Source organism: Rhodococcus sp. AB351 (assembly GCF_049538275.1).
Classification (GTDB): Bacteria; Actinomycetota; Actinomycetes; order Mycobacteriales; family Mycobacteriaceae; genus Rhodococcus.
In genome coordinates, this window is record NZ_JBMVFW010000015.1 from 1 (window position 1) to 26715 (window position 26715).

At 61.8% G+C, this 26715-nt stretch carries 10 protein-coding genes; 2 read left to right on the forward strand and 8 right to left on the reverse strand.

Annotated elements, in window-relative coordinates; translation table 11 throughout:
• Window positions 1-865: IS3 family transposase (locus ACPCXD_RS20175; RefSeq protein ID WP_423660979.1), on the forward strand; the 865-nt coding region annotated here is incomplete at its 5' end.
• Between the two features lie 844 nt (window positions 866-1709).
• Here ACPCXD_RS20175 and ACPCXD_RS20180 read toward each other — a convergent pair.
• From ACPCXD_RS20180 to ACPCXD_RS20215, 8 genes are all read right to left on the reverse strand, one after another.
• Window positions 1710-3950 (reverse strand): 3'-5' exonuclease, encoded by a 2241-nt coding sequence (locus ACPCXD_RS20180; RefSeq protein ID WP_423660981.1) that lies wholly within the window; start codon window positions 3948-3950, stop codon window positions 1710-1712.
• 2 nt (window positions 3951-3952) lie between these two features.
• Entirely contained in the window at window positions 3953-6721 is a 2769-nt protein-coding gene (locus ACPCXD_RS20185; protein WP_423660983.1) for a DUF262 domain-containing protein, read from the reverse strand.
• A gap of 65 nt (window positions 6722-6786) precedes the next feature.
• The gene (locus ACPCXD_RS20190; protein ID WP_423660984.1) at window positions 6787-13161 is read right to left on the reverse strand and encodes a DEAD/DEAH box helicase; all 6375 of its coding nucleotides are present in this window, start codon (window positions 13159-13161) and stop codon (window positions 6787-6789) included.
• Window positions 13162-13255: 94 nt separating this feature from the next.
• Window positions 13256-14569 carry a reverse transcriptase domain-containing protein gene (locus ACPCXD_RS20195; protein WP_423660986.1) on the reverse strand — a complete coding sequence of 438 codons (1314 nt, stop codon included), beginning with the start codon at window positions 14567-14569 and terminating at the stop codon, window positions 13256-13258.
• Between the two features lie 78 nt (window positions 14570-14647).
• On the reverse strand, window positions 14648-15370 hold the full coding sequence (locus tag ACPCXD_RS20200) for an SLATT domain-containing protein (protein WP_423660988.1): 723 nt from the start codon (window positions 15368-15370) through the stop codon (window positions 14648-14650).
• Between the two features lie 267 nt (window positions 15371-15637).
• Entirely contained in the window at window positions 15638-20230 is a 4593-nt protein-coding gene (locus ACPCXD_RS20205; RefSeq protein WP_423660990.1) for a DNA methyltransferase, read from the reverse strand.
• A gap of 2 nt (window positions 20231-20232) precedes the next feature.
• The gene (locus ACPCXD_RS20210) at window positions 20233-23133 is read right to left on the reverse strand and encodes a helicase-related protein (RefSeq protein WP_423660992.1); all 2901 of its coding nucleotides are present in this window, start codon (window positions 23131-23133) and stop codon (window positions 20233-20235) included.
• Between the two features lie 41 nt (window positions 23134-23174).
• Window positions 23175-23684 (reverse strand): hypothetical protein, encoded by a 510-nt coding sequence (locus ACPCXD_RS20215; RefSeq protein ID WP_423660994.1) that lies wholly within the window; start codon window positions 23682-23684, stop codon window positions 23175-23177.
• Between ACPCXD_RS20215 and ACPCXD_RS20220 the strand changes: the two genes are divergently transcribed.
• Window positions 23673-26687, forward strand: a complete 3015-nt coding sequence (locus ACPCXD_RS20220) for a hypothetical protein (protein ID WP_423660996.1) — start codon at window positions 23673-23675, stop codon at window positions 26685-26687. The two genes, ACPCXD_RS20215 and ACPCXD_RS20220, sit on opposite strands and share 12 nt — an antisense overlap.
• The last annotated feature ends 28 nt before the right edge of the window (window positions 26688-26715 follow it).

Genomic DNA, 26715 nt, shown 5'->3' on the forward strand with positions numbered 1-26715 from the left:
AAGCCCGACCGCCAAACGCGCCGCGATCACCATGCTCACCGACACCCTACAGATGTCGGAGCGGTTCGCGTGCAAGGTCGTTGGGCTCTCCCGATCGGTTTACCGGCGGTTGCCGTTGGCGCAGACACCAGGCGACCCGGACGCCGATCTGCGCGCAGAGTTGCGCAGGTATTCCCGCAAGCATCCGCGGCACGGGTTTCGTCGGGCGTGGGCATGGCTGCGCTACGACCAGGGCATCGAGGTGAACAAGAAGAAGGTGCACCGCCTGTGGAAAGAAGAAGGATTGCAGGTCCGGCGTGCTCCACGCCGCAAACGTGCCGGCCTGTCCTCCGTTCCGGTCGTCGACGCGGATGCTCCGAATGTGGTGTGGGCATTAGACTTCCAGTTCGATTCGACCGTCGACGGCAAGACGGTGAAGATCGCGTCGATGGTCGATGAACATACCCGGATGTCGTTGTTGAACATCGTGGACCGCTCGATCACCGCCGGGCGGTTGATCGAAGGCTTGGAGAAGGCGTTCGCGATGTGGGGTGGGCCGCCGCTGGTGTTGCGCATGGACAACGGGCCGGAGTTCATCTCGGAAGCGCTGCGGGACTTCTGTGCTGGGTCGGTGGGGGTGTCCTACATTCCGCCGGGTACGCCGTGGAACAACGGGTTCATCGAATCGTTCAACAACCGGTTGCGCGATCAGTGTCTGAACCGCAACTACTGGCCCACTCTGCTCGAGGCCCGGGTGGTGATCGAGGACTTCAAGGACGACCACAATCACCGACACCGTCATTCGGCATTGGGGTACAAGACCCCCGCCGAGTACGCTGCCGGATGCACCCACCGGCACCAGCCCGTGGCGTGCGAGATCGACTGATCGACTGCACAGAGGAACCGGCTCTAGAAACGACCGGACCGACTATCGGGGACCTGCCACCGCCTTCGGAAGCCGAAACTAAGCTACGTGGAGTACAGGCATCAGGCTATCCGCTATCTCTGTCTGGCCCTTGCCTGGATCTTCGCTGCTTTACTGGCAAGCTCGTGCCGTTGCTGTTGCAACTGGGCGAATCGTGCGCGTCCTCCGCCAGTTTCGAGTACGCCGCTTCGTCGTTCAGCCTCAATGCGCATGTCTAGTTCTACTAACGTGCGGAGGATTCTGGCGTGGTCATCGCGGCCTGGTCCGGGCAATCTTGTCCGTTTGGGCTGGTTTTTGGCCCCCCACTCCACTGGGGACGACTTCGATTCAGGTGACGCGGTCTGGGCCAGTTTCCTCTTTGCTCGACCGGTAGGAGCTTTCGCTGTGCGAGATTTCCGCACGGAGTTGAGCTCTCGACGAGCTGCAGATGCCGCCTTTCTATGTGCGGCTTCATCCGGTGAATCGGACTCGGTGGATGAGCCGAGTGGCCGTAGGCCATATTGGCCGAGATAGGCCGCGGCGTCGGAAATTATGGCTTCGAGGCGCTTGCAGCGGCGACATCGAGGTTGAGAACTCGGGCCAGACTTCTTGGCCGCCGAGCCACACCAGCTGCAAAGAGGACCGGACTTCGGCGACTTCTTCGGCGTCGACTTGGGTTTGGGCAGCCTGCCTGGGTCCCCGGTACCCGAGCTCTTTACGTCACGACCTCCACTGCGCGGAGTGCGAGCCTTCGATTCCGGATTTCCGGTGTGCAGGAATATTCCGGTACGGCGTATCTGCGGCATGGCTGTCCCCATCTCATGTCTCAGTCGTTCGAGTTCCCCAACAGTGCAGACTTCCTACCACTCCACGTCACTACGAGCGCGTCTCGCGCCCGGCTCGCCGCGACGTACAGCAGTGACCGCTCCCGCAGCAGCGCTTCGGGTTGTTCCTCTTCGGGAACGGAGCGCATCGTTGCTGCGGAGGGCACATGAGCGTCGTCGATGCCGGCGAGGACGACGCGGGAGAACTCCATGCCCTTGGATCGGTGCATGGTGAGAACCTGTACGTGACCATTGGTTGCGGGGCTGCTATCGAGTGCACGTGCCTCGACACCCCGCTCGCCGAGGGCCCTCACGAACTGGCTGCGGTCGTTCTGGCCACGAGTCAAGACCGCGATCGTTGCAGGGTCGATCTCGTCCTTCTCGATCCAGGACTTGATGAGCTCAGCGACTTTGTCGAGCTCATCTGCAGGATCGGTACATTCGATCAGTGTCGGATTCGGGCCCAGACGCGCAGATCGGTACTCACTGGTGGATTCGTCGCCCTGCTCCAGATCCTTGTACTCGGCTCCGGAGAGGATGCTGACTGCGAAGTGGAGATTCTGGGCTGTGGTGCGGTAGTTCAAGGTCAACCGTCGTGAACGTCCCACGATCTTGATGCCGAGCCGACCGAGCACCACGGGCTGACCATAGATTCGCTGGTGGGAGTCCTCGGCGATGAAGAGATCGTTCGAACCTTCTGCGACAAGATGACGGAGCAGGGTCCAGTGCGTCGCGTGGAGGTCTTGGGCTTCGTCCACCAGCACGTGATCGACGAGGAATCCCTTGCCGGCCTCGACCCTGAGGTGCAGCTGTTCGGCAGCGAGTGCGAGGATCTCCGGGAAGCTCAAACTTCCGTCCATGCGGCTCTGCCGGCGGTACGCTTCGACCAGCTTCCACACTGCGATGCGCTGCGGTCGAGTCAGCCGCACGCCTCTACCAGGGCGCGCGACCTTCGCGTACTGTTCCAGCGTCGTCACCTTGTTGGCGAGAATTACGGCGACGTACTCGTTCTCGAGGAAACCGGGTGTCGCGAGTTTCGCATCGAGACCGCTGTTGACAGACTGCGCGACGTCGCGCCAGACCTTGTCGCTGTTGGTTCGTTGGTGCGAGAGCTCGGTGCGATACCCGAGTACTGCCTCGGCCGCTGCACCGATGTCGCCGGTCTGGTTGAGGACCGCGTAGCCGAGGGCATCGATGCCGTCGACGTAGACGCCGGGCTCGCCGAGCCGTTCGGCGACCGGGAGGTCGGGATCGAGCGTCTTCAGTGCCGCCTTGAGATCCGCCGCAAGGGTCTTGTTGTAGGTGGTGAGGACGATCCGTGTAGTCGGATCCGCCTTCGCCATGCGCCGGGCGCGGTGGATCGCGACGACGGTCTTCCCTGTGCCGGCTCCGCCGGACAGACGGAATGCGCCGTTGAAGTTCTGTTCGACGTACTTGCGCTGCTCGGGGTGCAGGAACGTCCGCCAGGCCGCGAAGTCGCCGCCCTCGATAACGCGTCGAAGTTCCTCGTTGTCCTCGACGAAGGTGAACTGCATCTTCGACGCGGGCTGTTCGAGTGCCTTGAGGATCTGTTCGTCCTCGTCGAGGGTGTCATCGACAGGGCTGTCGGTGAATCCGTGCTTCTCCCGGATTGTTTCGATGTGTAGACCGGTGGCGAGGTCGAGGAGGGCGCTGCCCTGCCACCCAACGGCGTTCGCAGCGATGTCGAGGACAGTGTCTTCATCCGGAGCGGCCAGCGCGCGTTCGGCGAGGTCGACGTCGAGTCCCAGACGGTCGGTGAGATCAGAGAGACTGAACGTGGCACCGAGATAAGACGGTCGTTGAGCCGTCACGGCACGATTCAGCTCACCTCGAGGGTCGGGGACCACCGTCCGCTTCTTGCGGTCTTCCTCTCCGTCGAGCTCACCGATGATGCCCTCGAGGACGCCGTTGATGGGGTTCACGCGAAGTTTCGAACGCTCGGCGAGCTTGTTGGCTTCATCGTGCGGCCACGTACCCATGTAGATGAACGTCGGATCGTCGCCGAGCTTGGCGTCGATCTTGAACAGGATTGCACGGAAGTGGAGGTCCACCCGGCCGGTCCGAACACGCGGATCGACGGCCTTCTGGATCGGCTCGATATGGAGGCCCGGAGCGGTGTGGTCCTTCGCGAGCTTCTCGATGAAGGCCCACTCTTTTTCCTTGACCGACTTGTCGAGCTTCTTCATCGCTTTGGTGTTCGATGCGATGACAAGGTTCGCCACAGTTACGACACTCCATTCTTCATCGTTGCCGCGATCTGTGCGGCATCGGGTGGGCACAGCGTCCAACCTGCTTCGGACATCCTGTTTGCTGTGTTGTCGTCAGGGTCGAGCAGCACCCCAATGCGGACGTCGTCCCATGCGAAGTCCAGGACCTCGCCGTCGTCGGTCTCGTAACCGACGGTCGGCACGGGCAGGTCGGCTGCGGCGAATGCGATTACCAGCTGCATTTCGACGTCGGAGACGGTGGCATCGAGTAGTGCTTCCCATTGCGGCGAGAGCGTGACGGAGGCTTGCGCGGTGGCCGGGGTGCCCGTGCCATCGAGAGGGAGGCTGCCGGTGGTGCCGCGGTGCTCGTCGCTGACCCCGATCGAGCTCGACGCCAGCGCGGTCAGCCACTGCACCACTGTTCCCGAAGCGATCAGGCGGTGGAACTGGGGCATTATGTTCTCGACCTGGAACATCAGGCTCAGCGCGGCGAGAATATCTTCGGCCGTTGCCGTCTCGATGAACGCTTTGGTCTCCAAGTCGGGGAGGTTCTTTCCCGGAAGCGTCCCCTGGGGGTTCGCGACGGTGAACCTGGTGAAGGCCTCGGTGAACTCCTTCCGGAGGCCACGAGTGTCCTCTTCGGTAGCCGCCGTAGACGAGAGTTCCTCGATGCTCGGAAGGAACTTCGTCAATTCTGCGAACGGACCGGGTTCGTCCACGATGTCCGCAGGCACGGCGGTGTCGTTGTTGCGGAGCGTGAACACCAGGTCGTCGGTGTCCACGTCGAGATGATTGAACAGCTTCCGCAGGGATGCCAGCTTCGATCGGGTCGAGTTCGCGGTCATCACCGTCAGTCCCGGAACAACCTGGGACTCCCAAGTGGGTATCTCGTACGAATCATCGACAACTGTCAGATCATTCGATTCCGATGCGTAAGCGAAGATTTCCTCGCGGCGTTCGTCGACAAGAATGCGGAGCACTTCGACGTAAGCGTCCTTCCAGCTTGCGACCGTCTTGCGAGTGTCGCCGAACTCGAATGAGGCGATGGTGCGGTTGGTGAAGGACTCGTCGTCGCCCATCGGTACGGAGGGCAGAGGCGGTACGTACGGTTCGAAGTCCGTGGATGGCAGGGGCCAGTATTTCAGCGCGACTTCGGTCAGTGCCTCGGTTCGCTGTTCGAGCTGCGCCACCGTCCACACATCGGAGCTTTTCAACAGTGCATTGAGGCGATACGGCGAGTGATCGAACCCATTGTCGCGCTTTTTCTTTTCGACGAATGTCGAGTTGGAGTAGCTCGAGTTGTAGCCGGTCACGGTCAGGTTGCCGATTCGATTGCACCATGTCGCGTGGATCTCTTCGGCATCGGGACCCAGGTCGTTCCGCCATGCCGAGGTCAGTGTTTGCGGCATGATGTGCTCGACACTGATCGACTGGCTCTCCAGCGCTTTGGCGATATCGTGGGTGTCGTTGGACCAGTTGTTCTCGAGGCACTCGAACAGATAGCTGCGGTTCTCGCCCTTGATGTTGTACAGGTTACGGGTGGCAAATGATTCTTTGAACTCTTCGTCGGTGGGGAACCGGCCCGAGGCGGTGCGTCGGCGTAGCGAGTACGCCAGCACATCTGAGAACCGGTCCCTTTCGCCTCTAAGGCGATGAATCTCGGAGTACAAGGTTGCGAAGATCTTGTTGAGGGCACTGGTGAGGACACCGCTGATGAAGCGCCGGAACAGGTAGGAGTCGAGGATGACGATCACCTGTGTGAAGTCGTCAGCCGACACCGTCCCGGCCTTTACCTCGCCCAGGAGGGGCATGGTGAGCGGCAGCGTCACGTCGTGCTTGACCATGTTGAACCGACGCAACCTCTTGTCCGCCGCGGGAATCCCGGTGCTGGCGGTGTTGAGTTCGTGGCTGTACTCGGCGTAGTCGCGCATCTCCGAGAGGATTTCGCGGGTGCTCGACTTGGCGTTCTTCTGAAATTCGCGGAACGCCTCGTACACCGCGTCCTGTCGGGGCGTTTTGCCTGTCTTCGAGACCAGATAGAAGCGGATGAACCAGTCGGTGCGGTATTCGACAGCCTTCTCGATGCGGTTCCAGTAGTTCTCGTACAGGTCCTCTTGTTGGTGGCTCGGCTGGTGCATCAGCACCACGTTTCGGATCTTGTCGGCTTCGCTGAGCTCGAGTCCTGTCGAGTTGATGCTCTCGAAGATCCGCTGAGGATCGTCCTGCTTCTCTAAATCCAACGCCATCACCTGCAGGCGGAATATCGCCTCCCAGATCTGATCACCATCGAGCTCGCCTCCAGTGATCCGCTCGCGGAAGTATCGGTAGTTGGCGGTGATGGTGGAGGATTCGATCGGGACATCTCCGTGCAGCAAGCGGCTGTAAGCCTCGTTGTCGTTCTTGACCGGCTTGAGCTTGAACTTGGTTGCATTGTGCTTGGTCTTTAGGACGAGGTAGCTGTCACGAATATCCGATGCAAGGTTCGGAGCTTTGGATGTGACAGTGCCGTCGTCGAGTGAGTGGATCAGCGCCAGCATCAGGAGACTGGTGGTTGTCAGCCGCTGCTGACCGTCGATCACGACGTAGGTGAAAGAGTCCTCCGGATGACCCACGATCGCGCCGAAGAAGTGCGTCTCACGGTCCTGGCGGACAATATCGACCAGGTCGTCGAACAGCCGGGCACAGTGCTTGAGCTTCCAGTCGTAGTTCCGCTGGTAGACCGGGATCAGCAGGTGCTTGCTGTTTCCGTCGAATAACTCGGTGATCCTTCTGATACTGCCCTTCACTACTTACCTCTTCTCCGAGACCGAATGCGCCTCGGTATTGGGCGCGATCACCAGATTCGCCACGGTCAGGACACTCCGTTCTTCATCGCTGCCGCGATCTGTTCAGCATCCGGTGGGCACAGCGTCCACCCGGACTCGGACATCGTACGAGTGACCTCGTCGTTGGGCTCGAGCAGCACGCCGATGCGATGTTCGCCCCACGCGAAGTCCACGACCTCGCCCTCCTCGGTCTCGTACCCGAGCTCGGGGACCGGCACGCCGGTCTCGGCGAGCGCGAGGACGAGCTGCTTCTCGACATCGGAGACGGTGGAATCGAACAGGTCCTGCCATTCCGGGCTGAGCGTGGCCGAAGTCGGTGCCTCGACGGGTGCGCTGGAGTCGAGTTCCAAGAGCCTTCGGGTGGTGATGCGGTGGATACCGCCGAGCCCGAACCAGTTGGACAGCCGTAGCCATTCCTTCCACGCGCGTCCGTCGAGGATCTCGATCCGATCGTCGTGGTCGTCCACGACGACAACGGCATTCATCGCGCGGGTACCCGTGCGCATGGTGGCGGTGACGGTCAACGGCCCGTCGGCGTACGACCAGCACATGTCGACGCCGTCTCCGAATGAGGGCTTGCCGCCGTCGAGCAGATCCAGGGCGACGGCGGCGATGGTGTCGCCGTCACCTTTGCTGCGGTTGTTGCCACCCACGAATCCGAACGGCAGCCAGCGACCGACGGTTTCCCATGCCTCCCGGTCGGGGTCGCTGACGAACGCGAGCAGCATCGTGATCGGGTCTGCGGACAGCAGTTTGACGAGTGCCGGCCGGAGGTTGCCTGCCTTCATCATGTTGGTGGTGGCCTGCTCGGAGAGCCACGCCGGCGTGACGGCTACGTTTTCCTTGAACCGCTGCAGGTCCTCATGTCCGAACGACCACACCAGATGGCCGCTGTCGCGCAGGATCGCCCGCTTGGCCGCATCATCGGCGACGCGATTGCAGCCGGGCACTGCGTGGTACTTGCGGCCGTCCGCAAACACGGCGATCCGGGGAATATCGGGATCGGTCGTGCTCAACTCGAAGTCGGGCTTCGAGTTGGCCATGTGAACCTGCGGGGTGAGTTTCCAGGTGCGGATCTTCTTGCCGGGCAGCACGATCGTCGCGGATGGGCCGTAGGTGCCGGGAGATTCCTTCACCGTGGCGCCGATGGATCGCAGCCGTTCGACGAACGCGGCGTAGAACTCCTTCTCCAGCGGAGATTCCTCGCTACCGATCGGCTTGGCGGGTGCCTCTTCGGTGACGGCGTCCAGCCAAGCCTGCCGGTCCGGTTCGGCGTCGCCGTCGACGCCGAGGATCTGATCGAGAACCCGAACCGCGACCTTCCGCGACACCCGGTCGAGTTCGTGTGGCGGTGCGAACGGAAGCAGACATTTGTGGCAGGCGAGCCGGTCGTGTTCGGCGCAGTCGCAGCTCTGCACGACGGTGCGCGCGGCGTCGAGCACCGCCCACACCTTGGCAGGGTCGGCGAACTCGGCGAGGTAGCCGGTGCCACCCGGGACGGTGTCGTGGATCAGCAGCGCACGCTGGTTCGGGGCGTAGAGGGCGTCGGTGATGGTGACGACGTCGAGGTGTTCAGGGGAGCCGCCGATGACCTGCCGAAGGCCCAGGAGGATCGCCGCGCTCAGGCTGGGATGGGCGAACGTGTCGTATTCGAGTGATCGGGGCAGATGGAGCAGCACACCTTGGGTGCGCAGGGTGCGGGCGAGCGCGATCTCCCGGACATGTTCGGTGGCGGCGTTGCGGTGCCGGCACCAGCTGCGGTGTTCGTAGCGGGAATTGCGACCCGCAGCTTTGTCGAGCTGCCCGCAGGACGAGCACACCCGGAACAGCCCGGTGGTGGTTTCCTGTCCGGCGATGTGACGTGTGCGTCCCTGCGACGTACGGCGGCCCATGTTCAGCCAGCGAACATCCATGCGGCGCAGGTACTCCGCGCCGAACTCATGTTCTTCGACGAACCACGCGCGGTCCACGTTGACGGGGTCGATGTCTGCAGCGGTGACGACCGTGAACGATTCCTTGTGCCGCTCGTCGCGGGAATCATTGATCGATGCCTCATCGCGTCGAACCTCTGCGGATACCCGCGCCATCTCGACGACCTGCAGCTGCTGGCTGACGTCTGCGATGGCTCCGGTCCCGCAGCGCGGGCAGGAGTGCACGACCGGCGGTTCCTCCCCGGCGAGGGTGATCCCAGCCCATCCGCACTGCGGACACAGCCGCCAGGTATGAATGTTGGACTCGCCCGCCCCGAGATCGACAGCATCAATCCGCACGGCCAGGCCTTGCGCGTAGAAGGTGGCGCCGGGTGCGAGTTCGGTCAATGCAACCCGCGAGCCCCGCTGATAGCTGGTGGCCTCACCCATGTACTGGTTGGTGTCGGGGTCGATCCACGTGACACCGACATCGAGGGTGACGGAGTCGTCGAGGAGCGTGTAGTTGGGCAGAACGCCGTAGCGTTCGAGGACACTGATCCAGTAGTCCTCGGTGAGATCGTGGATCTGTCCGCCGAGAAGGCGCAGGGAGCCCTTGGCGGTGCGCAAGTCGCGCAGGTCGTCGTCTGTTGCGGCGGGTGACGCTGCGCGGCGCTCGAACTCGGGCATCTCGGCTTCGACAGCGGCGCGGCGTGCGGTGAGTTCGGTGAGATCGCGGTTCCAGCGGTGCACGGCCTCCTGTAGATCAGTGACGAGACCGCTGGGCATACCGTCGTCGCCTGGGGTTGCCCACGTTCGCAAGGAGTCTCGGGCAGCGGCGTCGAGGACGCCGTCGAACTGGGCGAGAAACTTATCGACCTGCTTGTCGGCGTCGGTGTCGACAGTTGCGAGCAATCTGGCCATCCAGCTGTCCGGATCGAAGCTGCCGAGGACCGCGCGTGCGCCACGCGGGGCGACGGTGTTGGGGTCACGGGCGAGGCGATCGATGACGTGCGCGATGTACTGCCGTTGCAGGATCTCCTCGGCGGTGAGGAAGGTCGCGGGCGGGCGGACGTCACCCTGGATGACCGACGTCGGGTCGTACAGTTTCGGAAGGTGCTCACCGCGACCACGGACGAATGCAAGGACCAATGAGTTGCCGGTCAGACGTCCGGCACGGCCGACGCGCTGCAGATAGGACGAGACGGTGCGCGGCAGCGAACCGAGCATCACCGTGGAGAGGTCGCCGATGTCGATTCCCATCTCCAGCGTGGGCGTAGCGACGAGGACGTTGGGAGCCTGCGGGTCGGCGCCGCCGCGTTTGAACGCGGTCTCGTAACCGAGTCGGGTCGCGGTCGGCAGGAGCGACGTGTGTTCCCGTGCGACGACGCGCTTCATCTCGGAGCTGTCGTAGAGGCGGCGGTAGAAGTTCTGTGCCTTCGGCGCGCGGGTGAGAGTGCCGGGGCATCGGACGAGCAGGCACGGGGCGCCGTCGAGTTCGTCGACGACGGTGGCCGAACCCGGGGTGGGGGTTTGACACACGCTGCACACCAGCAAGTGCCGGCCGGCAGCGAGATCCGCGTCGGTGGGGGCCGAGACGATGATTGTGGTGGGAGGCAGGCCGTAGGCGGTGAGTCCGCTTTCGGTGAGGACCGCGGTAAGCACTCGCTGTTCGGCAAGGACCGAGAACAGCGACCGGGCGAGGAAGCTGCCGTCGAATGGTGAGACATCGAGGCATTGCGACGCCCAACGTGCGTACCAGGACGAGACTGCGGTGATCGCGTCGAATCCTTCGGGGACAGTGCGTGATCCGATCGCGGGGAACGCCGGGGCAGGGCGACCCTTCGGGAACGCGGGCATGCCCTCACCCTTGGGGCGCGCGCCCCACACCCAGCGACGGTTCGCGTCCTTCTCGATGTACTTGAGCAGCCACGGATGGCGGATTGCGCCGCGCGTGCGGACCCGCTCGACGGTACCGCGCACCCAACGGGCGACGGCTGCGTTGTCCGGAGGAGTGAGAGACAGTTGGTGTTCGGTGGCGTTGAGGGCGGCACGGCCGAGTCTCACCGGACGCTCCGGCCCGCCGAGATCGACCTCGGCGACGGCGCTGCCGGTGAGTTCGAGGGTGCGGCCGAGCCGGGACTGCAGGCCGAATTCCAGGTCGATGTCGAATTCGAGGCGCTTCTCCACCTTCTTGGTGGCGTCCTTGCGTGCCTTGGTCGGTGCGTCGGGCTTCCAGAACGGAGTGAACTCGTCGTGGTCGACGATGTCAGGGGCGAGCAGGTGATAACGACGGGCCGGGTCGTCGCCGGCGCGCACGATCACGGCGTCACGGAGTTCGGGCAGGCTGAGCGTGGAATCACCGAGGGCGCTGCGTAGTGTCGAGCGCAGGCTGAGAGTGTGGGAGCGGGCCTGGACGAAGCCCGCGCGGTGCGCGGCGTCCTGCACGCTGTCGGTGAACATCAACGCCTTCTTCTCGTCGGCGTCGAGGCGGGCGTCACCGAACAGGTTCGACAGCGTCACTGAAAGCTGGGTGGCAACGGCGCTACCGAGGAAGCGGATGCCGTCGGCGACACCGCACGCCGGGCACATGTCGTTCTTGGAGTCCTCTTCGGCATTCGCACCAGTCAGGACGAGCACCGGCAGGACTCTGCCTTCGAGTTGTTCGGTGCTGTCCGGATCCGGTGCAGTGTCGGAGATTTCGCGGTCGTCGATGCGGAACCAGCGCAGGCCTTCGATCGGTGAACTGGGTCGGGTGGCGTCGAGCAGTGCTTCGGCCGGCGCGGAGATAAGCGCGCGGAAGCGGGACGCGCCGGCTGCGTGGTCGGCGCGGATGGCGTCGTCGGTGACGTCGAGGGCGTGGCCGGTGGGGGCGAGGCGTGCACCCCACCCGGATCGTCCGCAGTGTCGGCAGAAGACTGCCGGCAGGTGCATGACATCGCCGTCTTCGTGGACGCCGTCGTCGGACCAACGGTAGGTGGTGCTGGGGGAAACCGCCCTGTCGATGCGGGAGAGTTCCCGGATCCACAGGTGCACATCGACGTTCAACGCGGCACGGCCGACTTCGGCACGGATATGGGAGAGTGCTGCGAACAGATAATCAAGGAAGCGTTGTTGCGCGGCCCGAATGCCGCGGGTGTCGCGGTCGGAGGCAGGCGCATCGAACAGCGCTTCAGCAAGGTCGGCGAGAGAGACTGCGTCGACAGCGTGATCAAGGACCCGGACCAGCAGCGGATGCCCCTTGAGGAGATGCAGCTGTTCGAGGGGCTCAAGGTGACGCAGGTCGGTGGGAGTGAGGCCGCGGTCGCTGTCGAGGTCGTCTGCGGTCCCGAACAGGTCGATGCGATCGAACACTTCTTTTCGCTCGAACATTTCGGCGAGCACGGCCGCAGTCAGCGCGGCGTTGCTGACCGTGCCGGCGGCGAATTCGTCGAGGCGTTTGGCAGCGTCATGGGCGGACGGGTTAATCGGACGGTAGAGCTGGTCGAGGGCGGTGTCGCGGTCGGCCAGCCACTCAGTGGAGGACAGCCGGGTCTCCCCGATGACGGCGTCGCCGTCGAACTCCTCACCGAAGACGGTGTGCGCGAAGCCGAGCATCGCGCTGGGCTCGGCCTTGGAGCCGAGGGTCGCGGAGGTGGCGACTGGGGTTATCCGGCCCAGGGGCCGGGCTCGATCAGTGTCTGTGACGGGCGAGGTGTCGGTCCAATGGGTTTTGACGGTGAGGCCGAGGCGGCGCAGGAGCATTGCGACGTCGGTGCCTTGCGCGCCGTCGTAGGTGTGAAACTCGTCGAGCACGACGTACTGCAGTGAGTCTGCAGAGAGGCGCCAGATATCGGCGCGGTCGGGGTGCAGCAGCAGGTGGTCGAGCATCTTGTAGTTGGTGAGCAAAATGTCCGGGGGAGCGGCATGCATCAGTGAGCGGTCAGTGATGAGACCCTCGACGGTGACCTTGGTGCGGCCACCAGTGGATTGCTCACCGGTGTAGAGGCCGGCTGAGACGCCGGACAGTTCGGAATTTTCGGTGATCAGTCGGGCGAGGCGTTCGGCTTGGTCATTGGCGAGCGCGTTCATCGGGTACAGGATGAGCGCCTTCATCCCGGTGACACCGGCGGTCTTCGCTCGCAGGACATGATCGATGATCGGATAGAGGAAGGCCTCGGTCTTGCCGGAGCCGGTGCCCGTGGTGACGAGCGTGGGCTGCGGACGGCTATGGATCTTCGTGGACAATCGCTCAAACGCGGCGGCCTGGTGGCCGTAGGGAGTGAATCCCGTTGGCCACCAGTCGAGGTGCATGCCCCAGTTGCCGCTCGCCGGCGCGAACGGCAGGCGCAGGCGAGCGTAGGGGCCCTTGAACATGCCGGTGTCGGGATGGCCGACGAAGTCCGATAGGGCACCCTGGGCGTCGGGGTCCGTGAGAGCGAAGGTGGTTGCGAGGTAGTCGGTCAGGCCCTCCCGAAGGCGGTCGGCCTGGAGAGTGGGGAGTAGAGCTCCCATGATTGATGTCTGCCCTTCCCGTTCTGTCGTGTGCCGTGACTTCATCCGAACTTAATTTCGAAGTGAATTTGCTGACCAGATAGTTGTCACCGGCTCATTTTCTGTAGACAGAACCAATATCCTTCTCAAGGTCAGTGGTAGCCTTGTTAATTTTCGCCGAGAACATATGTGACACCTCGTCGTCCGTCAGCGTGCGCAAAACGCGGGACGATACGGAAAATATCCGGTAAAGTGTATCTCTTTTTTCGTCCGTCTTGATTGCGTCGAAGTTTGGGATGTATGAGCGTCGCGAGCTAGGGCATCTGATTGCCCAGTGCGCCGAGGTAAACCGTTTTGGCATCACCTCACCCGTGATCCCGTACTTCTTGATCATTCGATCGACCTGTAGGTCAAACTTCTTGAGCATCTCAGTATCGTTGATCTGGGAAAAGTAGTGGAGCCAGCCGTGTCGTCGGCCATTGTGGATGCAGCCGGTCACAAGTAGGTTGAGGTGCCATTCAAGCGCCTCGGTGCATCGCCTGTTCCAATCATGTCGGGAAGACCCGGATTTGGATTTCAATTGGTATCGATATCGCGTGAAAACGCGCGCTATGGAGTTTTCGAGACGGTGTCGACTTGATTCGCGGACGGTAACCTTGCCTTTCTTGAATACGTATCCGAGAAAGTCGAACTCGTCGTCAAGCGGACTGATTGAGGTCTTCCCAGGCGTGTCAAGGGGATGAAGTCTCATATTTTTCTCGTCAAGTAGTGACGATGCACGAGCGTATATATTTCCAGCCTGATCCTTTTGGCAAAGAATTACAATATCGTCGACGTAGCGGAAGTAGCTAACGCCAGCTATACCTGCCAACTGTTCGTCAATCGAAAGCATGAATATTTCCGCTAGAACATTCGAAATGGGAAGACCCTGGGGAACCCCATTGAGGTTGGGGCTCCTACTCTTGATATGGCCATCGGGGAGGGTCGGCGTAGACAATGCTCGCCCAACTAGGGTCAATAATTCCGGCTTCCGAATCCTCTGGGCGAGCTCTTTTCGGAGAATTTCGTGGCTGATCGATGGGTAGAAATCCACCACGTCGATTCGAAGGCACTCAGAGTAATCGCCGGTGTCAAGCGCAGCCCTGATCCGTTCAACTTTCTGGTGAGGGCGCTCTTGTTGAGGGAGGGTATACGTCGCATTCAGAGTATTCATCAAAGCCCGAAGTACTATTCGGTCGCGCGCCGTCGGAACTGATAGAACGCGGGGGTTGCGGTTTGCGTCTTTGACTTTGAGTATCTGCCGATATGGGGTAAACCGATGACTCCCGTTTCGCATTCTAAACTTGATGCGATCAACCTCGATTTGTAGGTTGGACTTGAGAGTCTTGGGATGAATCCCATCCCTACCGACTGCGACGCTTAACTCCACATTTTCATGGTAAATGCGTCTCAAGTTCTGTGCGCTGGTTTGGGTGCGAAAATTGCGTGAAGCCGTCAATTGGACCCCTTAGAATGCCCAAAAGAAAATCTTCAGGAGAACCGCTGAAGATGGAGCTAACAAAATCAGAGGGCCGTATGTGATGAAGTCCTGAACTCTCGGTTCCATCCTTTTTCCAAAATCCGATGCACCTTCGGAACACTGCTGGTCTGCAGTAGTCTCCTGTTGTACTGCAGGCTTCACTCCCGATTTCAGATAGAATTTGGACCGCGGTCGTCCACTAGTCTTCTTAGACTTATGATCGGAAGGCGTATGATTCTCGGATGCGTCCAGCAGGTCCTGATAATCATCGAACAGCTTTTCGAGCTCGCGATTTATTTCTAAAATGGATCTGTGGTTTACAAGCTTGCTGAGCCGATTCTTTTGTTTGACGAGCATCTCGGCCTTGGCGGACAATCTCTGGATTTTTCGATAATTGTCGAACATATCCCGTGATCTGCCCTCATAATTCTTCCCCGTTACGACAAGAGAAGCTGCGAGCACGAGAACGGACATTGCTGCAAAAATAGTAGAACCCTGCTCTCCGAATAGCTTCGAATCTGCAACCAATGCAATACCGGCGATTGCTGAACTGGTTGTTGCGGAGATGAGAACAGTGTTCCATACATGATTTCGGACCCGAAGTCGGACTGCCGTGTTGATTCTGGCTTTATATGTCCGGTAGGAACGGTCGACAAGGTCGTCCTGCCAGGAGGATTCGACCGGGAGTTCTGGAGATGAAGGAGTGGTCACTGTCGAGTCGCCTCGACTCCGTGTTGCACCACGGTGCTACGGATGGCACACATTATCACTGTTTCAGTGATCAACCCATCCCCGTGCGGGGAATTAACAGCGTGGATGACTCCACTATCGGTTAGTTCTACCTTGAGTGCGGATCGCTGTCCGCACTCAAGATCAGCAACCACCCCTTCCATGGCAGTCTCGCACAAGTCTGGCGGTTCTGTGAACACCGTGTCCCTTTCGAGGCGATTCTTGCATGTTTATTCTCGATCCCCGGACCTAGCTGAATTCGGAAATCCTGAAGAAGTGGTTGTGCGCGAGTTCCATGTCGCGCTCGCGGTCGACGGGGGTGAAGGGTTCCTGGTAGGTGAGGCCGTCTACGGTGAGGTCGGCAGGCTTGAGGGAGGAGCCCTTCTTGCGGTATTCGGACGCGAGCTTGGTCGGGAGCAGACGGCCGGTTGCGTCGTACAGAGCTTCGCGTTCGTACTTCTGCAGAACCGGGAACTGAGTGCGGTAGATGGTTAGCAGTTCATGAGATTCGATACCTAACATGATTGCAACGATTGCATCGATCTCAATCAGCGCTTGGCGGCGGTCGGCGGCGCGCCGAAGTGGTGTAGACCATTCCCATTGAGAATTGATGCCGCCGAGTGTCGCGCGATCGGGATATTCGTTGCCAATGTGCGGAACCCAGAAATCGCTTCGCCAGCATGGATCGAATAGCTCCTCCCAAAGAGGGGCGTACGCGTCGACGAGACAATTTAAACGGAGGGTTCGAAGGAGAAGATGGGGCTCAAGGGGATGGCCGATGTGTAGTGGCAATCGACCAATAATACTTTGGTTAATTGTGGACACTCCTGCCGCTCGAATGAAGAAGTCGATCGGTATCGAGGACCAGAATCCGGCTGTGATGGCCAGCTCGACCGTGCTTCTACTAGTCATCGATGGCAGAGCGTGAACATGGGAAGCTCCCGGCGGAATGATCGCAGATTGAAGGGTGCGGACCGAAAAGGGATCAGACATTCCCCGCCACGCAATTCGAAAGAACTCCGAGCTAGGCTTTCCGTTCCACTTCGGATATAAATCCGAAAGCTCATGCCAGGGCCTTGAGAATTGGTAGCTTGTCCTTGGTGTAAAGTCGGCGGGAATCGAGTTTAAATCAACCTCCGAATAGTCCCGATGACTCTTCATGGATGTATTCGGCTGTTGATAGATGGGATTCGCTACGGTAATGTGTGGGCCCTGGAGGATAACTGATGACCAGGCTGAATTTACCGCCGAGCGAAGGTTGAATACTCCTCGCTTTCGATCGGCGGACTCGTGCCATCCGGCAGTCCAGTCGAAGCCCCGCTCGGCGAGTCTTGGTGAAGCGGAAATTTTCTGAAGTGTGTGCGAGCTTTCGTAATTTACTGGGTACAGCATACGGGCGTGGGTCGGAGGAGTGCCGGGTGCATCCACGAGCTCGGCCCAGCTCTTCAGTACCGAGTCCGTCACGCGGATGACGCGATTTGCGTGGGGCGAGGTGTCCCACTCGTCGCGTGCGTTTTTTACTCCCGGGGACTTTCCTGATCCGTCGTGTGAAAGCGACCTGACAACTGTGTCGGGGTGGTACAGCCATGCCGCTTGAATGAACTGTACAGATGTCAGTCGACTCCCATAAATATGGACGCCAAACTCTCGGGTATTCCCTATGTCAGTGAACAACTTTTGTTGATTCTTAAAGATCCAGTGTCGTCTTAGCCGTAAGTATGATTGCTCTCTGAGGAGGGTTGCGCGTTGCTCTTGAAAGTGGCTATCAGGATGCACAAGGCCAATTATCCCGCTGCTGCTGGCGGAGTTCCAAGTGTGGTTCATGAAACAGCGATAAAGGTCCGGCTGCAGACCGATCAGAATTGGTCGTTCAACGCTGGAGCTGAGTAGTTCCTGATGCCCGATTTGCTCTGCTCGCTCATCTAGTACTCGGATAGCTGCATCCGTGGCGGAAAGCATCGCGGCGCGCTTCCCGTTCTTGGCGGTCTCCGAGGCCTTTTCCGTCAATTGCCACCACGGGTCGAGTTCTGCGAGAACGCTAGCTTCATCCCATTCGGGCCGTACCCATGGTGGGTTTCCAACCTGGAGGTCAAAGCCGCCCCGTGTAAATACGGGCGCGAAGTCGAGTGTCCAGTGGAAATAGCCCTGTCTCTTCGCAATATCGTGTGCGACCACGAGCCACGGGAATTGGTTGTGTGCACGTTCAACAGGCATCGTCCGCGACAGTAGTAGATCGTTATCCTCCGCGATGTTTAGGTCCTGCCAACTTGTGTCTCGACCCATACTTAGCTGGCCCCGTCGTTCGGCGGCGGTTTCCTTGATCGGTACGCCGAGAACTGCTTCGATGCCGCCAACCCACGTGTCCCAGTCTGGGGGTTCCACGTAGGCAGTCATAGGCCAGGACCACATCGCACACCATGTGTCCATTACCAGGCGGAGGCGTTGGTATGCGCCATTCGGATTGCTGAGGACATTCTCAACCTCCTCACGCGACACCGCTGGTGCGTGGTAGACCGGATCGGAACCCCAGAGGTAGATGTCCCGTCGGTTTTCAGACTCTGCGATCGTCAGCCGACGAAGGGTGAACTCCCACAACGTTTCCACCCGCTGTGCCAGCGCCTGCAGGCGCTTGACGATCGTCTTACTTGGCGATTTGCGGATCTCGTTGCGCCACAACCGCAACTTTTCGCGCTTTTCCGGCGCATAGGCCTTAGCTTCGGCGGTGTCGATCACCGCGCCCCACCCCTCGGACGGCAGGAGGAAGTGGTGAATGCCGGCGCCTATCTCCTCACCCAGGGGTACGTCCTTAGCAGGTGTCTTGAGCCACTGCTTCTTCGCGAGCAGTCTCGGTGAGTAGACTGACCGCCGCGCACCGATCAGTGAGTTGCCGCGGCGGAGGTGTAGGCCGAACCACGGTGCCTGCAGACCGGCGACCATCGTGTCGAGCCAGAGGGAGATCTCGGCGAGCTCGACCGCGGTTGAGTTGAGATCAACACCGTACACCTGGTGCAGGGCAATGTGCGCCTTAACCTTTTGCAGCTCGACCGGGTACTGATCTGCGTCGATCAGCTCACCCAGATCCTCCTGCTTGCGCTTGAGGTACTCGGCGGCGAGCTGACGGACCGCCTCGATGGCGAACGCGCCCGACCCCAGGGCCGGCTCGCAGATGGTGAGCTGCAGAATCTGCTCGGGCGTGGTCCGCTCGCCGTCCTGATCCAGCAACTCCTCGAGTGCTTGCGAGACCACGAACTTCGTTAGGACTTCTGGGGTGTAGTACGATGCCGACTGCTGGCGTTCGCGGCCGGCGAGCCGGAATACGAAGGTGCCCTTCTGATGCAGTACCGGCTTTTCTTCGCCAGTTGCCTCATCGATTGCTCGAACAAAGTCCTTCTCGTTTAGATGATCTGAGCGGTCCACCGGGACCACCCACGAACCCTTCTCCGGGTCACCATTCTTCGCGACCTCGTACAGATCCTCCTCGGCGAAGAATCCGGTGTACGACATCAGCCCCTCGTACACCGCTCCGAGCTGGTTGATGCCCAGCTCCGCGTAGGAGATGAAGCCGCGGTCGGCACCCTTTCGTCCCTTGCTCTCCTTCGAAAGGAGCAGGTGCTCGAGCACGCGTTGTGTCGCCTCGTTGCCGAGACCGACCTCGTCGATCAGCGCGGTCGCGGCCGGGGAGAAGAGGTCCGCACGTAGCGGCTGAAACTCCAGACCCGGCGCCGGATCGTCCGGGTTCTCATCACGGAGTGCGGGGGTGTGGCCCTGATCCACGAGCCGGAAAAGCGTCGCCAGCGACTCGTACAGGTGGGTGCCGTTACGGGCCTGGTCAGACACCAGCTCGGTGAGCGTCAGCTCCCGGAGCCGGTCCAGACCGTAACCCTCCTCGTATTCGGCTGCACCGGTCGGTAGCACCCGCATCTCGGGCGTTGCTTCCGCGTAGAGCAGGAACAGGATCCGATACAGGAACCGCAGCGAATGCTTCGCCAGGTCCTCCCCGTCGATCCCCTCGAGGGTCAGACCCTTGGCGGCGCGGCGTCGGACCACCTCATTGGCGATGATCTCAATGGACAGCCGGATGCCTTCGCGCAAATCCTTCGATACGCCGACTGTGTGCTTGACCGAGTCTTCCAGCACTCCGGTCCACCAGATGTTGCCGTCCGCGTCCGGCAGTAACGCCTGCTTACCGAAGATCGCAGCGACGCGGTCGACCTCGCCGCCCTTCGCCTCGTGCCGGCGCTCGGTGACGACGAGCAGGTCGACGGCCAGGTAGCGCCCCTCGGCCCAGCGCTCGGCTTCCGCGAGCAGCAACCACTGCCCGGCCTGCACCACCACGAACGCGGGCGGCGTATCCGAGCGGAACGCCGCCGACACGGCCTTCGAAGCGGACTCGATCGGTTTGTTGTCCTCGACGGCCGGGGTGATCAAGAGTCCCGTATCGGGGTCGAGGAGATCTTCGATCGAGGCGACAGGAACGGCCTGCAGGAACAACACTTCGGCGACACCGTCGAGCTTCGAGTTCGGGATCTCCAGCTCGGAGCCCGCGCGCTCGGCGGTGAACGCCGACAACGCAGCCAGGTAGCCGAACGTCGTCCGGACCAGGGCATGCGCCTCGGAGGCATTGTCAGGGTTCTCGGCGAGCCCAGCGAGCGCGGTCTGAAGTTCCTTCGTGGCTGCGAGGAAGTCGTCGCGGACCGTTGTGCGCCCTTCCTTCTTCTCCGCATCCCACAGCTTGCGCAGCTCGAGCACCTTGCCGTGGAACGACTCCTTCGCCGAGTCGGTGGTGAAGTAGTGCTCGCTGATCCAGTCCTCGCCGATGACGATGGAATCGAAGGAGGCCACGACTACTGGTCCTTTCCGTTGGACTGAACAGCGGGGACGATCAAGAGAAGTGGACGCACCAACTGCTGGGTGGGGGCTAGAGATTCGGCGAGTCGCTGCTCTTCCGCGATCCGCCGAGACAGTGTGTCCACCTTTTTGCGCTGCCCGCCGAAGAGCTCGAGCTGCTCGGCGCCGGCATGCCAACGATCGGCGCGTTTGCGCCACCGGTCGAGTCGCTCGGTGGCGGCCGCCTCCTGTGCGTCGAGCACCATCTGCATTGCAGTCGTGGCCTCGTCCACCGCGATCGGCACCAGCGCGCGGTACTGCTCGGGATTCGGAACCGGGCCGGGATTCGCCGACCCCGGCCGCAGGCCCGTATCCGTGGTGAGGAAGTCGAGGTCGGCGAGGGTCTCCACGACACAGAACGACGGATTGCTCGGGCTGGGGAACGCGGCGGTCGAGAACACCCGCGAGATCAACTGCCCGCGTCGGTTCATCAACGTGCCCATCAGCAGCACCGTTGGCGCATGCACGTCGCCTCGGATCACGAAGATCTGATTCCGGCCCAGGGCGCTGAGCGCACGGTCGCTGGCCCAGTCGAGCACGGGATGCAGTGGTCCGAGGTAGTGGGCCTCCGGCCACGTCGTGCCCGCGACGCCTTTGCCTTCTCGCGCTGCCGCGAGCTGAGCGTTGCCGATCTCGGGCGAGGTCGCCAGCGTGAGTCGTTCGAGGACCTTGCCGTGCTGCAGATAGTTCTGCGGCAACTGGGCCAGACGCTGTCGCAGATCCCGCGGCGGCGTCAGCTCCGCAACTGCATGGTTGGCGTGCACCGTCCACCCGACGCCGCCGTCCTCGAGCTTTGCGTTCGGCACGTCGTGGAATGCGGCCTTGAGCGCCTCGTCGAGGAAGGTGAGGTCGTCCGGGTAGAGGCTCTGCCGTGGCGCTTGTGGCAGCGCGGCTTCCGTTGCGTCACTATTGGTTTCGTCGAGATCGAACTGAGCAAAGAATGCATCGAGGTCGTCGCCATCGGCCACTTCGTCGATCTCGCGGATCTGCTCGTCGAGGGTGGACTTGCCGACGAGTACGTCGCGGATCGCGTTCTCCTCCTCGGTGACCGAATGCTTGCCCATGAGCGATGCAACGTCACCGAGAGTGCCGTGTGCCTGGTTCTCCCGCTCGAGCAGCCGCGAAAGCACCCGCAGGTCGCCGGAGAAGTCGGCATCCGACGGCTCGAGGATCAGCGACGAGATCACCGGTGGATGCTTCTGCCCGTACCGGTCGACACGACCGTTACGCTGCTCGATCCGGATCAGTGACCACGGAATGTCGTAGTGGATCAGGTGATGACATTGTGCGTGCAGGTTGACACCCTCGGACGCCACATCGCCGGTGACGAGCACCCGGATCGGGGAGGTCTCGAGCTTGAAGCTGTCGACGATCTCCTGCTGCTCGACATCGGACAGGCCACCGTGCAGCATCGCGACGTTCTCGGCCTTGAGCCCCAACGCCTTCGGGAGGTGCTCGGTGAGCCACCGCAGGGTTGCAACGCGCTCGGCGAACACCACCGCGCGCATCGGCGACTTTGCGCCGATACCGATGTCCTTCAGCCGCTGCACCAGTGCGGCCTGCTTGCCCGCCGACTCGTTCAGCGCTTTCGCATTGAGCTCGTCGAGGGTGTTCAGTGCGGCCAGCTCGGCGGCCTGCGCCGGGACGTGTGGGTCGAGCTTGGCGCGCCGCTGCTTGATCGACTCGGCGAGCGCAGCGGGGGAGGAGAGGAACGCCTTCGCCAATGTCCACGGGAACAATGCCTTTGTCTCACCCGAGTACGGGGAACGGCCCGACTGCGGATGCAGCCATTTCTGCGAAAGTTCCTGCGCAACGGCATCTTCTGCTGAGGATGGGGTGACCAACTGGTGCACCGGTTCGGCGCGCTCGGCCCAGTCGCTCCCCACCTCCGCCGCAACCTCCGGATGGTGCCGGTGGCGGCGGATCAGCAGGGAGGCGACGTCGTCCTTCGTGAACGTGCCATCCGCGGCGACGGCCGTCGGATCCAACAACCGCAACAGCTCCGCGAACGACTCTTCCCGACCGTTGTGCGGGGTGGCCGACGCGAGGATCAGAGCTTCGGTGTTGGGAGCGAGCACCCGAGCCAACTCGTTGTTCTGTGTGCCGACGTTCGTGAGGTTGTGTGACTCATCGATGACGACCGCATCCCAATGCTGACGCTGCAGGTGGGCCTTGTAACGAGGGCTCTTCAAGGTGTCGATGGAGATGATCGCGCGCTTGAAGTAGGTGAACGGGTTCCGCGTGGCCGGCAGCTTCTGCCGTACCTTCTGGATGCCGGCCGAGTCCAATCGGACGAAGGGGAGAGCAAATCTGCACCACAGTTCGTGCTGCATCTGCTCGAGCACGTGTTTCGGGGTGACGATCAGAATCCGCTCACCGCGTCCACGTCGGACCAGCTCGGACAGGATCATGCCGATCTCGAGGGTCTTGCCCAGGCCGACGGCGTCCGCGATCAGGATGCGGGGACGAATGTGCTGCGGATCGAGCGCCTTCGCCACCGCGGCCCGCTGATAGCCGAGGGAGTCGGCGAGCATCTGTGTCGACACCGTCAGCGTCTGGTCCCCGTAGGGGAAGGGTGTCTTACGTAACAGAGCTTCGAGCCACAGCCGCGCCTTGCGGTAGCCGGAGGAGTCGTCGGCGATCACCTCCGCCTCGCGCGGGTCCTGTACCTCGATCCGGTCGAGGCTCGAATAGAACGTCGCGGTGGTCTCCGAGACCAATTCGGACAGACCGCGGACCTTCACGAGCCACCCGTCCGAGCCCTGCTCGGCCGATGTGACCAGCCACTCCTCATCGCGGACGACCACGATCGAGCCCGGGGCGACGTTGAGCTCTTCGCTCGGTACGGAGGTGGTCATGTGCTGGTGACTCCTGGCGTTCGACAGTTTGATGTACCAACTTAACGTTTGCGAACGAAACACTTGTTACATGACCTTTTCGTGAGGTCTGTCGGTTTGGTGTGCGAAGGTGTCGGCGGGCTGGTATGGGAGGAGTTTTCTTGAGTGGGGCGTCGTTCAGACAGCAGTGGCTGTCCGACCAGGAGTTCGAGATCACGCGGCGACTGGAGAAGGCGTCTCTCGTAGTCGAGATCAACCTCGATGAGGACGAGATCCGGCGTGCTCAGGACATGTACGGTCGCCAGGCCGCCGAGATGTTGCGTGTGGGCAAAGCCGCCGAGGACGTCATCGCCAAGTACCCCGCACTGACGCTCGCCATCCTCGTCGGTCAGGCGGCCTTGGGATACGAACAGCATCGCTACTGGGACGAGTTCTTCGCACGGCTCGACCTCCCGCGCGAGCAGACCTTCGAACAAGCGCTCCGCAAGTCGCTCGACCGCCTCTTGACGCGGTTCACGCTGCGCAAGTTCCCCGAGCTGAAGAACGACTACGTGCAGTTGATGGCCCTGCACGCCGGCTTCCCGGTCTATTGCATGCGCGACATCATCGACCTCCTCGAAGAACGCATGGTCGCGGGTACGGAGGCCACGGGCGCGGCGATCATCGAGTGGTTGCGCGAACCGGGCAAGAAGCACCGGATGAACTCGCTGGATGTGCCTGTCCGCAACTTCATCCTGTACGGCGACCAGCTCGCGGTGGACATCCTCAACCGCATCATCGAGTTCGTCCAATTCACGGTGGACAACGAGGGATGGGCCGCTTCGGAGATCGACCTCGAGACGTCCACGACCGGCCTGCCGACGCTGCTGCTCGACAAGCTGATCGAGCTGCTGCGCGATCGGCCGTTCGGAAGCGGACCGCGGCCCGTCACACCGCGAACCCGGCGTCGACGCAAACCGACGATTGCATACCTGCCGCTGGATCGGCAGATCGTCGTCGAGGTGCCATACCCGGATGTCGAGCCCGACGTGCCGTGGCGTGTGTCGTTCGACGGAGTATCTCGGGAGGCTCTGGCCGAACGCGGATGGGGTGTGCGAGCCGACGAGGAACATCCGCCGACGCAGGTCCCCGTCACCGGTCCCGTCCGCGAGATCTTGCTGCAGCACGTACCCAGCGAGGAGTCTGCTCAGCTCTCGGTGATCGACAAGGACGACCCGCTGCTGATCTTCGACCTCGATGGTCGATGGATCCCCCGTCACACGGTGCTCCCGCGCCAGTGCGTGCTCGCCGTATATCCCAGTGATGCTCAAGTGGTCGATACGGCCACGGGGCACACGCTGATACCGACCTTCACCCCCGACGTCCCTGTCGGTTGGACCGGTTGGTCCGTCGCCGAGCTCGACCTCTCGACATGCAGATCCATCGTTCTGACTCGGCGCGGTTCGCGCGCGCCCGGTGGAGTTCGCACAGTCCGCGACGCGACGACTCCGACCTTCGAACACGGCGAGGCCGTCGACGGGTTGCAGACCCTCAACGGTCTCACCGTGTACGGATCGCGTCCGGAGATCACCCTGCCTGCCAATCCCGGCAAGCAGGAGATGATCTGGCGCATCCGTGTGAAGCGACCCGACTCGTCCGGCTGGATGGTCGATACCGAAGTACACGGCACGGACGAAGAGCTCGTCGTCGATCCCTTCGAGCCGATCGAGGACGCAGTGCTGGGTCTCTTCGAGATCCACGTTTCAGGTCCGATCGGGTCTGATCTGCGGCAGCAGGCGTTCCTCGCCGAAGGTATTTCGATCGAGTACACTCGTCCGTTCCGCTTCCCGGTGGCCGGAGGTCTCGCCCCAGTAGTCGCTACCGTGAGCAGCGAATGGGACCTCGCGGTGCCACATCCGCGCGTCGAGTTCGCACCGGGCGATCGTGACAAGCTCGTGACGATCACGCAGCGTGAGCGTGCCTATCGGCTGCGAGTGACTCCACCGTACGTGCAGATGCGCGTCGATCCTGTGGGCGCGGCTGCGGCATGGCGCACGGCAGCCGCAGTCCTCACACCGGCCGAACTCGACGAAGACCGGAACCTCGCTCTGCATGCTCCGAAGTCGGAGGCCGCGGTCTTTCAACTGGAGACTGTCGACGGCGCACTGATCAAGGATGTCACTCCTGACACCCCGCATTACGACTACTTCCAGGCCCCTAGTCGCGTCTTCGTCGACGCTGCCCGGACAGCCGCTCAATGCCGCATCGTCGCCCTCGTCGACGACGAACATGGCCGTACGACGAAAATTGTTCTGGCACATATTCGACCGGCAGCGCTGTGCACGGGAATGACCGTCGAAGACGGTGTTCTGGTGCTGGAGAATCCGGCCGAAGAAGAAGACCTCGCCGTCTATCTCTGGGCCCGCACTGCTCCGTGGCTGCCTGTACAGACGGTTCAGGTCACCGAGGGGCACGCCAAGCTGCCCGAAGCCTATGTCGATGCCGGGCCTCTGCTCGCGCACGTGTTCGTCGACGATCCGTGGGTGACGGTCACGCCCCCGTCCTGGCCGGGGGACAACGCCCTCGAGGTCGACCAGCCCGGATGGATGCACGACCTGTCGCGCGAACGCGACAATCTGTCACGCTTCCTCGCTGGCGAAGGTCCGGCACCGGCCGACGCCGTGAGCATGCCCGAGGTGTGGGCTGCGTTGGCTCTCCTCCCTCAGGAGTCGGAAGACGTCCACACCCAGCAGTTGCGGTCCGCGTTAGGTCGTATCCTCTCCGAGAACCCGCGGGCGGCGCTCGAAGCGCTTGGGAGCAGTACGATTCCGCTGCCGGAAATGATGGCACTTCTCATCCGCACTGGGCTGGTGTACCGCAGTTTCGCGGCGGACTTCACGATGAACGATCTGCACCCGAATCCGTGGGTGGGCTGCATGATCGAGATCTCTGACCTACCTTCCCTGTACGACCGGCGCGACTACGTGGCAGCCGAGCGCGCGGAGACACTGGACTATTTGGAAGACAAGGGTGGAAAGACACTCATCGAAGTACTGATGAGAGGTAAGTCCGCCAAGCTCTACGGCGGTGTCTTCGACAAGGACACCATCCTGCTCGACGGGATGCCTGCATCGCAGGTCGAGTCGATCTTCGAACACGCTCGTCTCGTCCCGGGTGCCGTTCTCGACGAGGACACGCGTGTCAGCGCAGTCATCGACGCGTTCCACAATCGCAGGACATGGATTGAGCAGGGGTGGTCGCAGTCCTTCGGCTCGGCCACAGTGCGGACGCTCGAAGTCATCAAACGCACCCGAGGTCAGATCTACAGGGAAGTCGCCGCACGCAACGAGAAACTCGAGGGTGTCAGCACAGTGAAACACCCCTGGATGTTGCTGTCCCTCCAGTCGCTGACCTTCGCTGTACTTGCGCGCATGAGGGCCCACGACATGCTGCGGCACCCACCTGTCACATCGGACTTCGAGGAAGCGTGGGCAGTGATGGCCCGACTGTGCCCAGGTCTCGTGATGACAGACCTCCTCATCGCTGAAGCTCTTGTAACACACGCCTGCTACGGCAATCTGATCGGAGAGAACTGATGTCGACTCGACTCGACCCGTTGGTCAC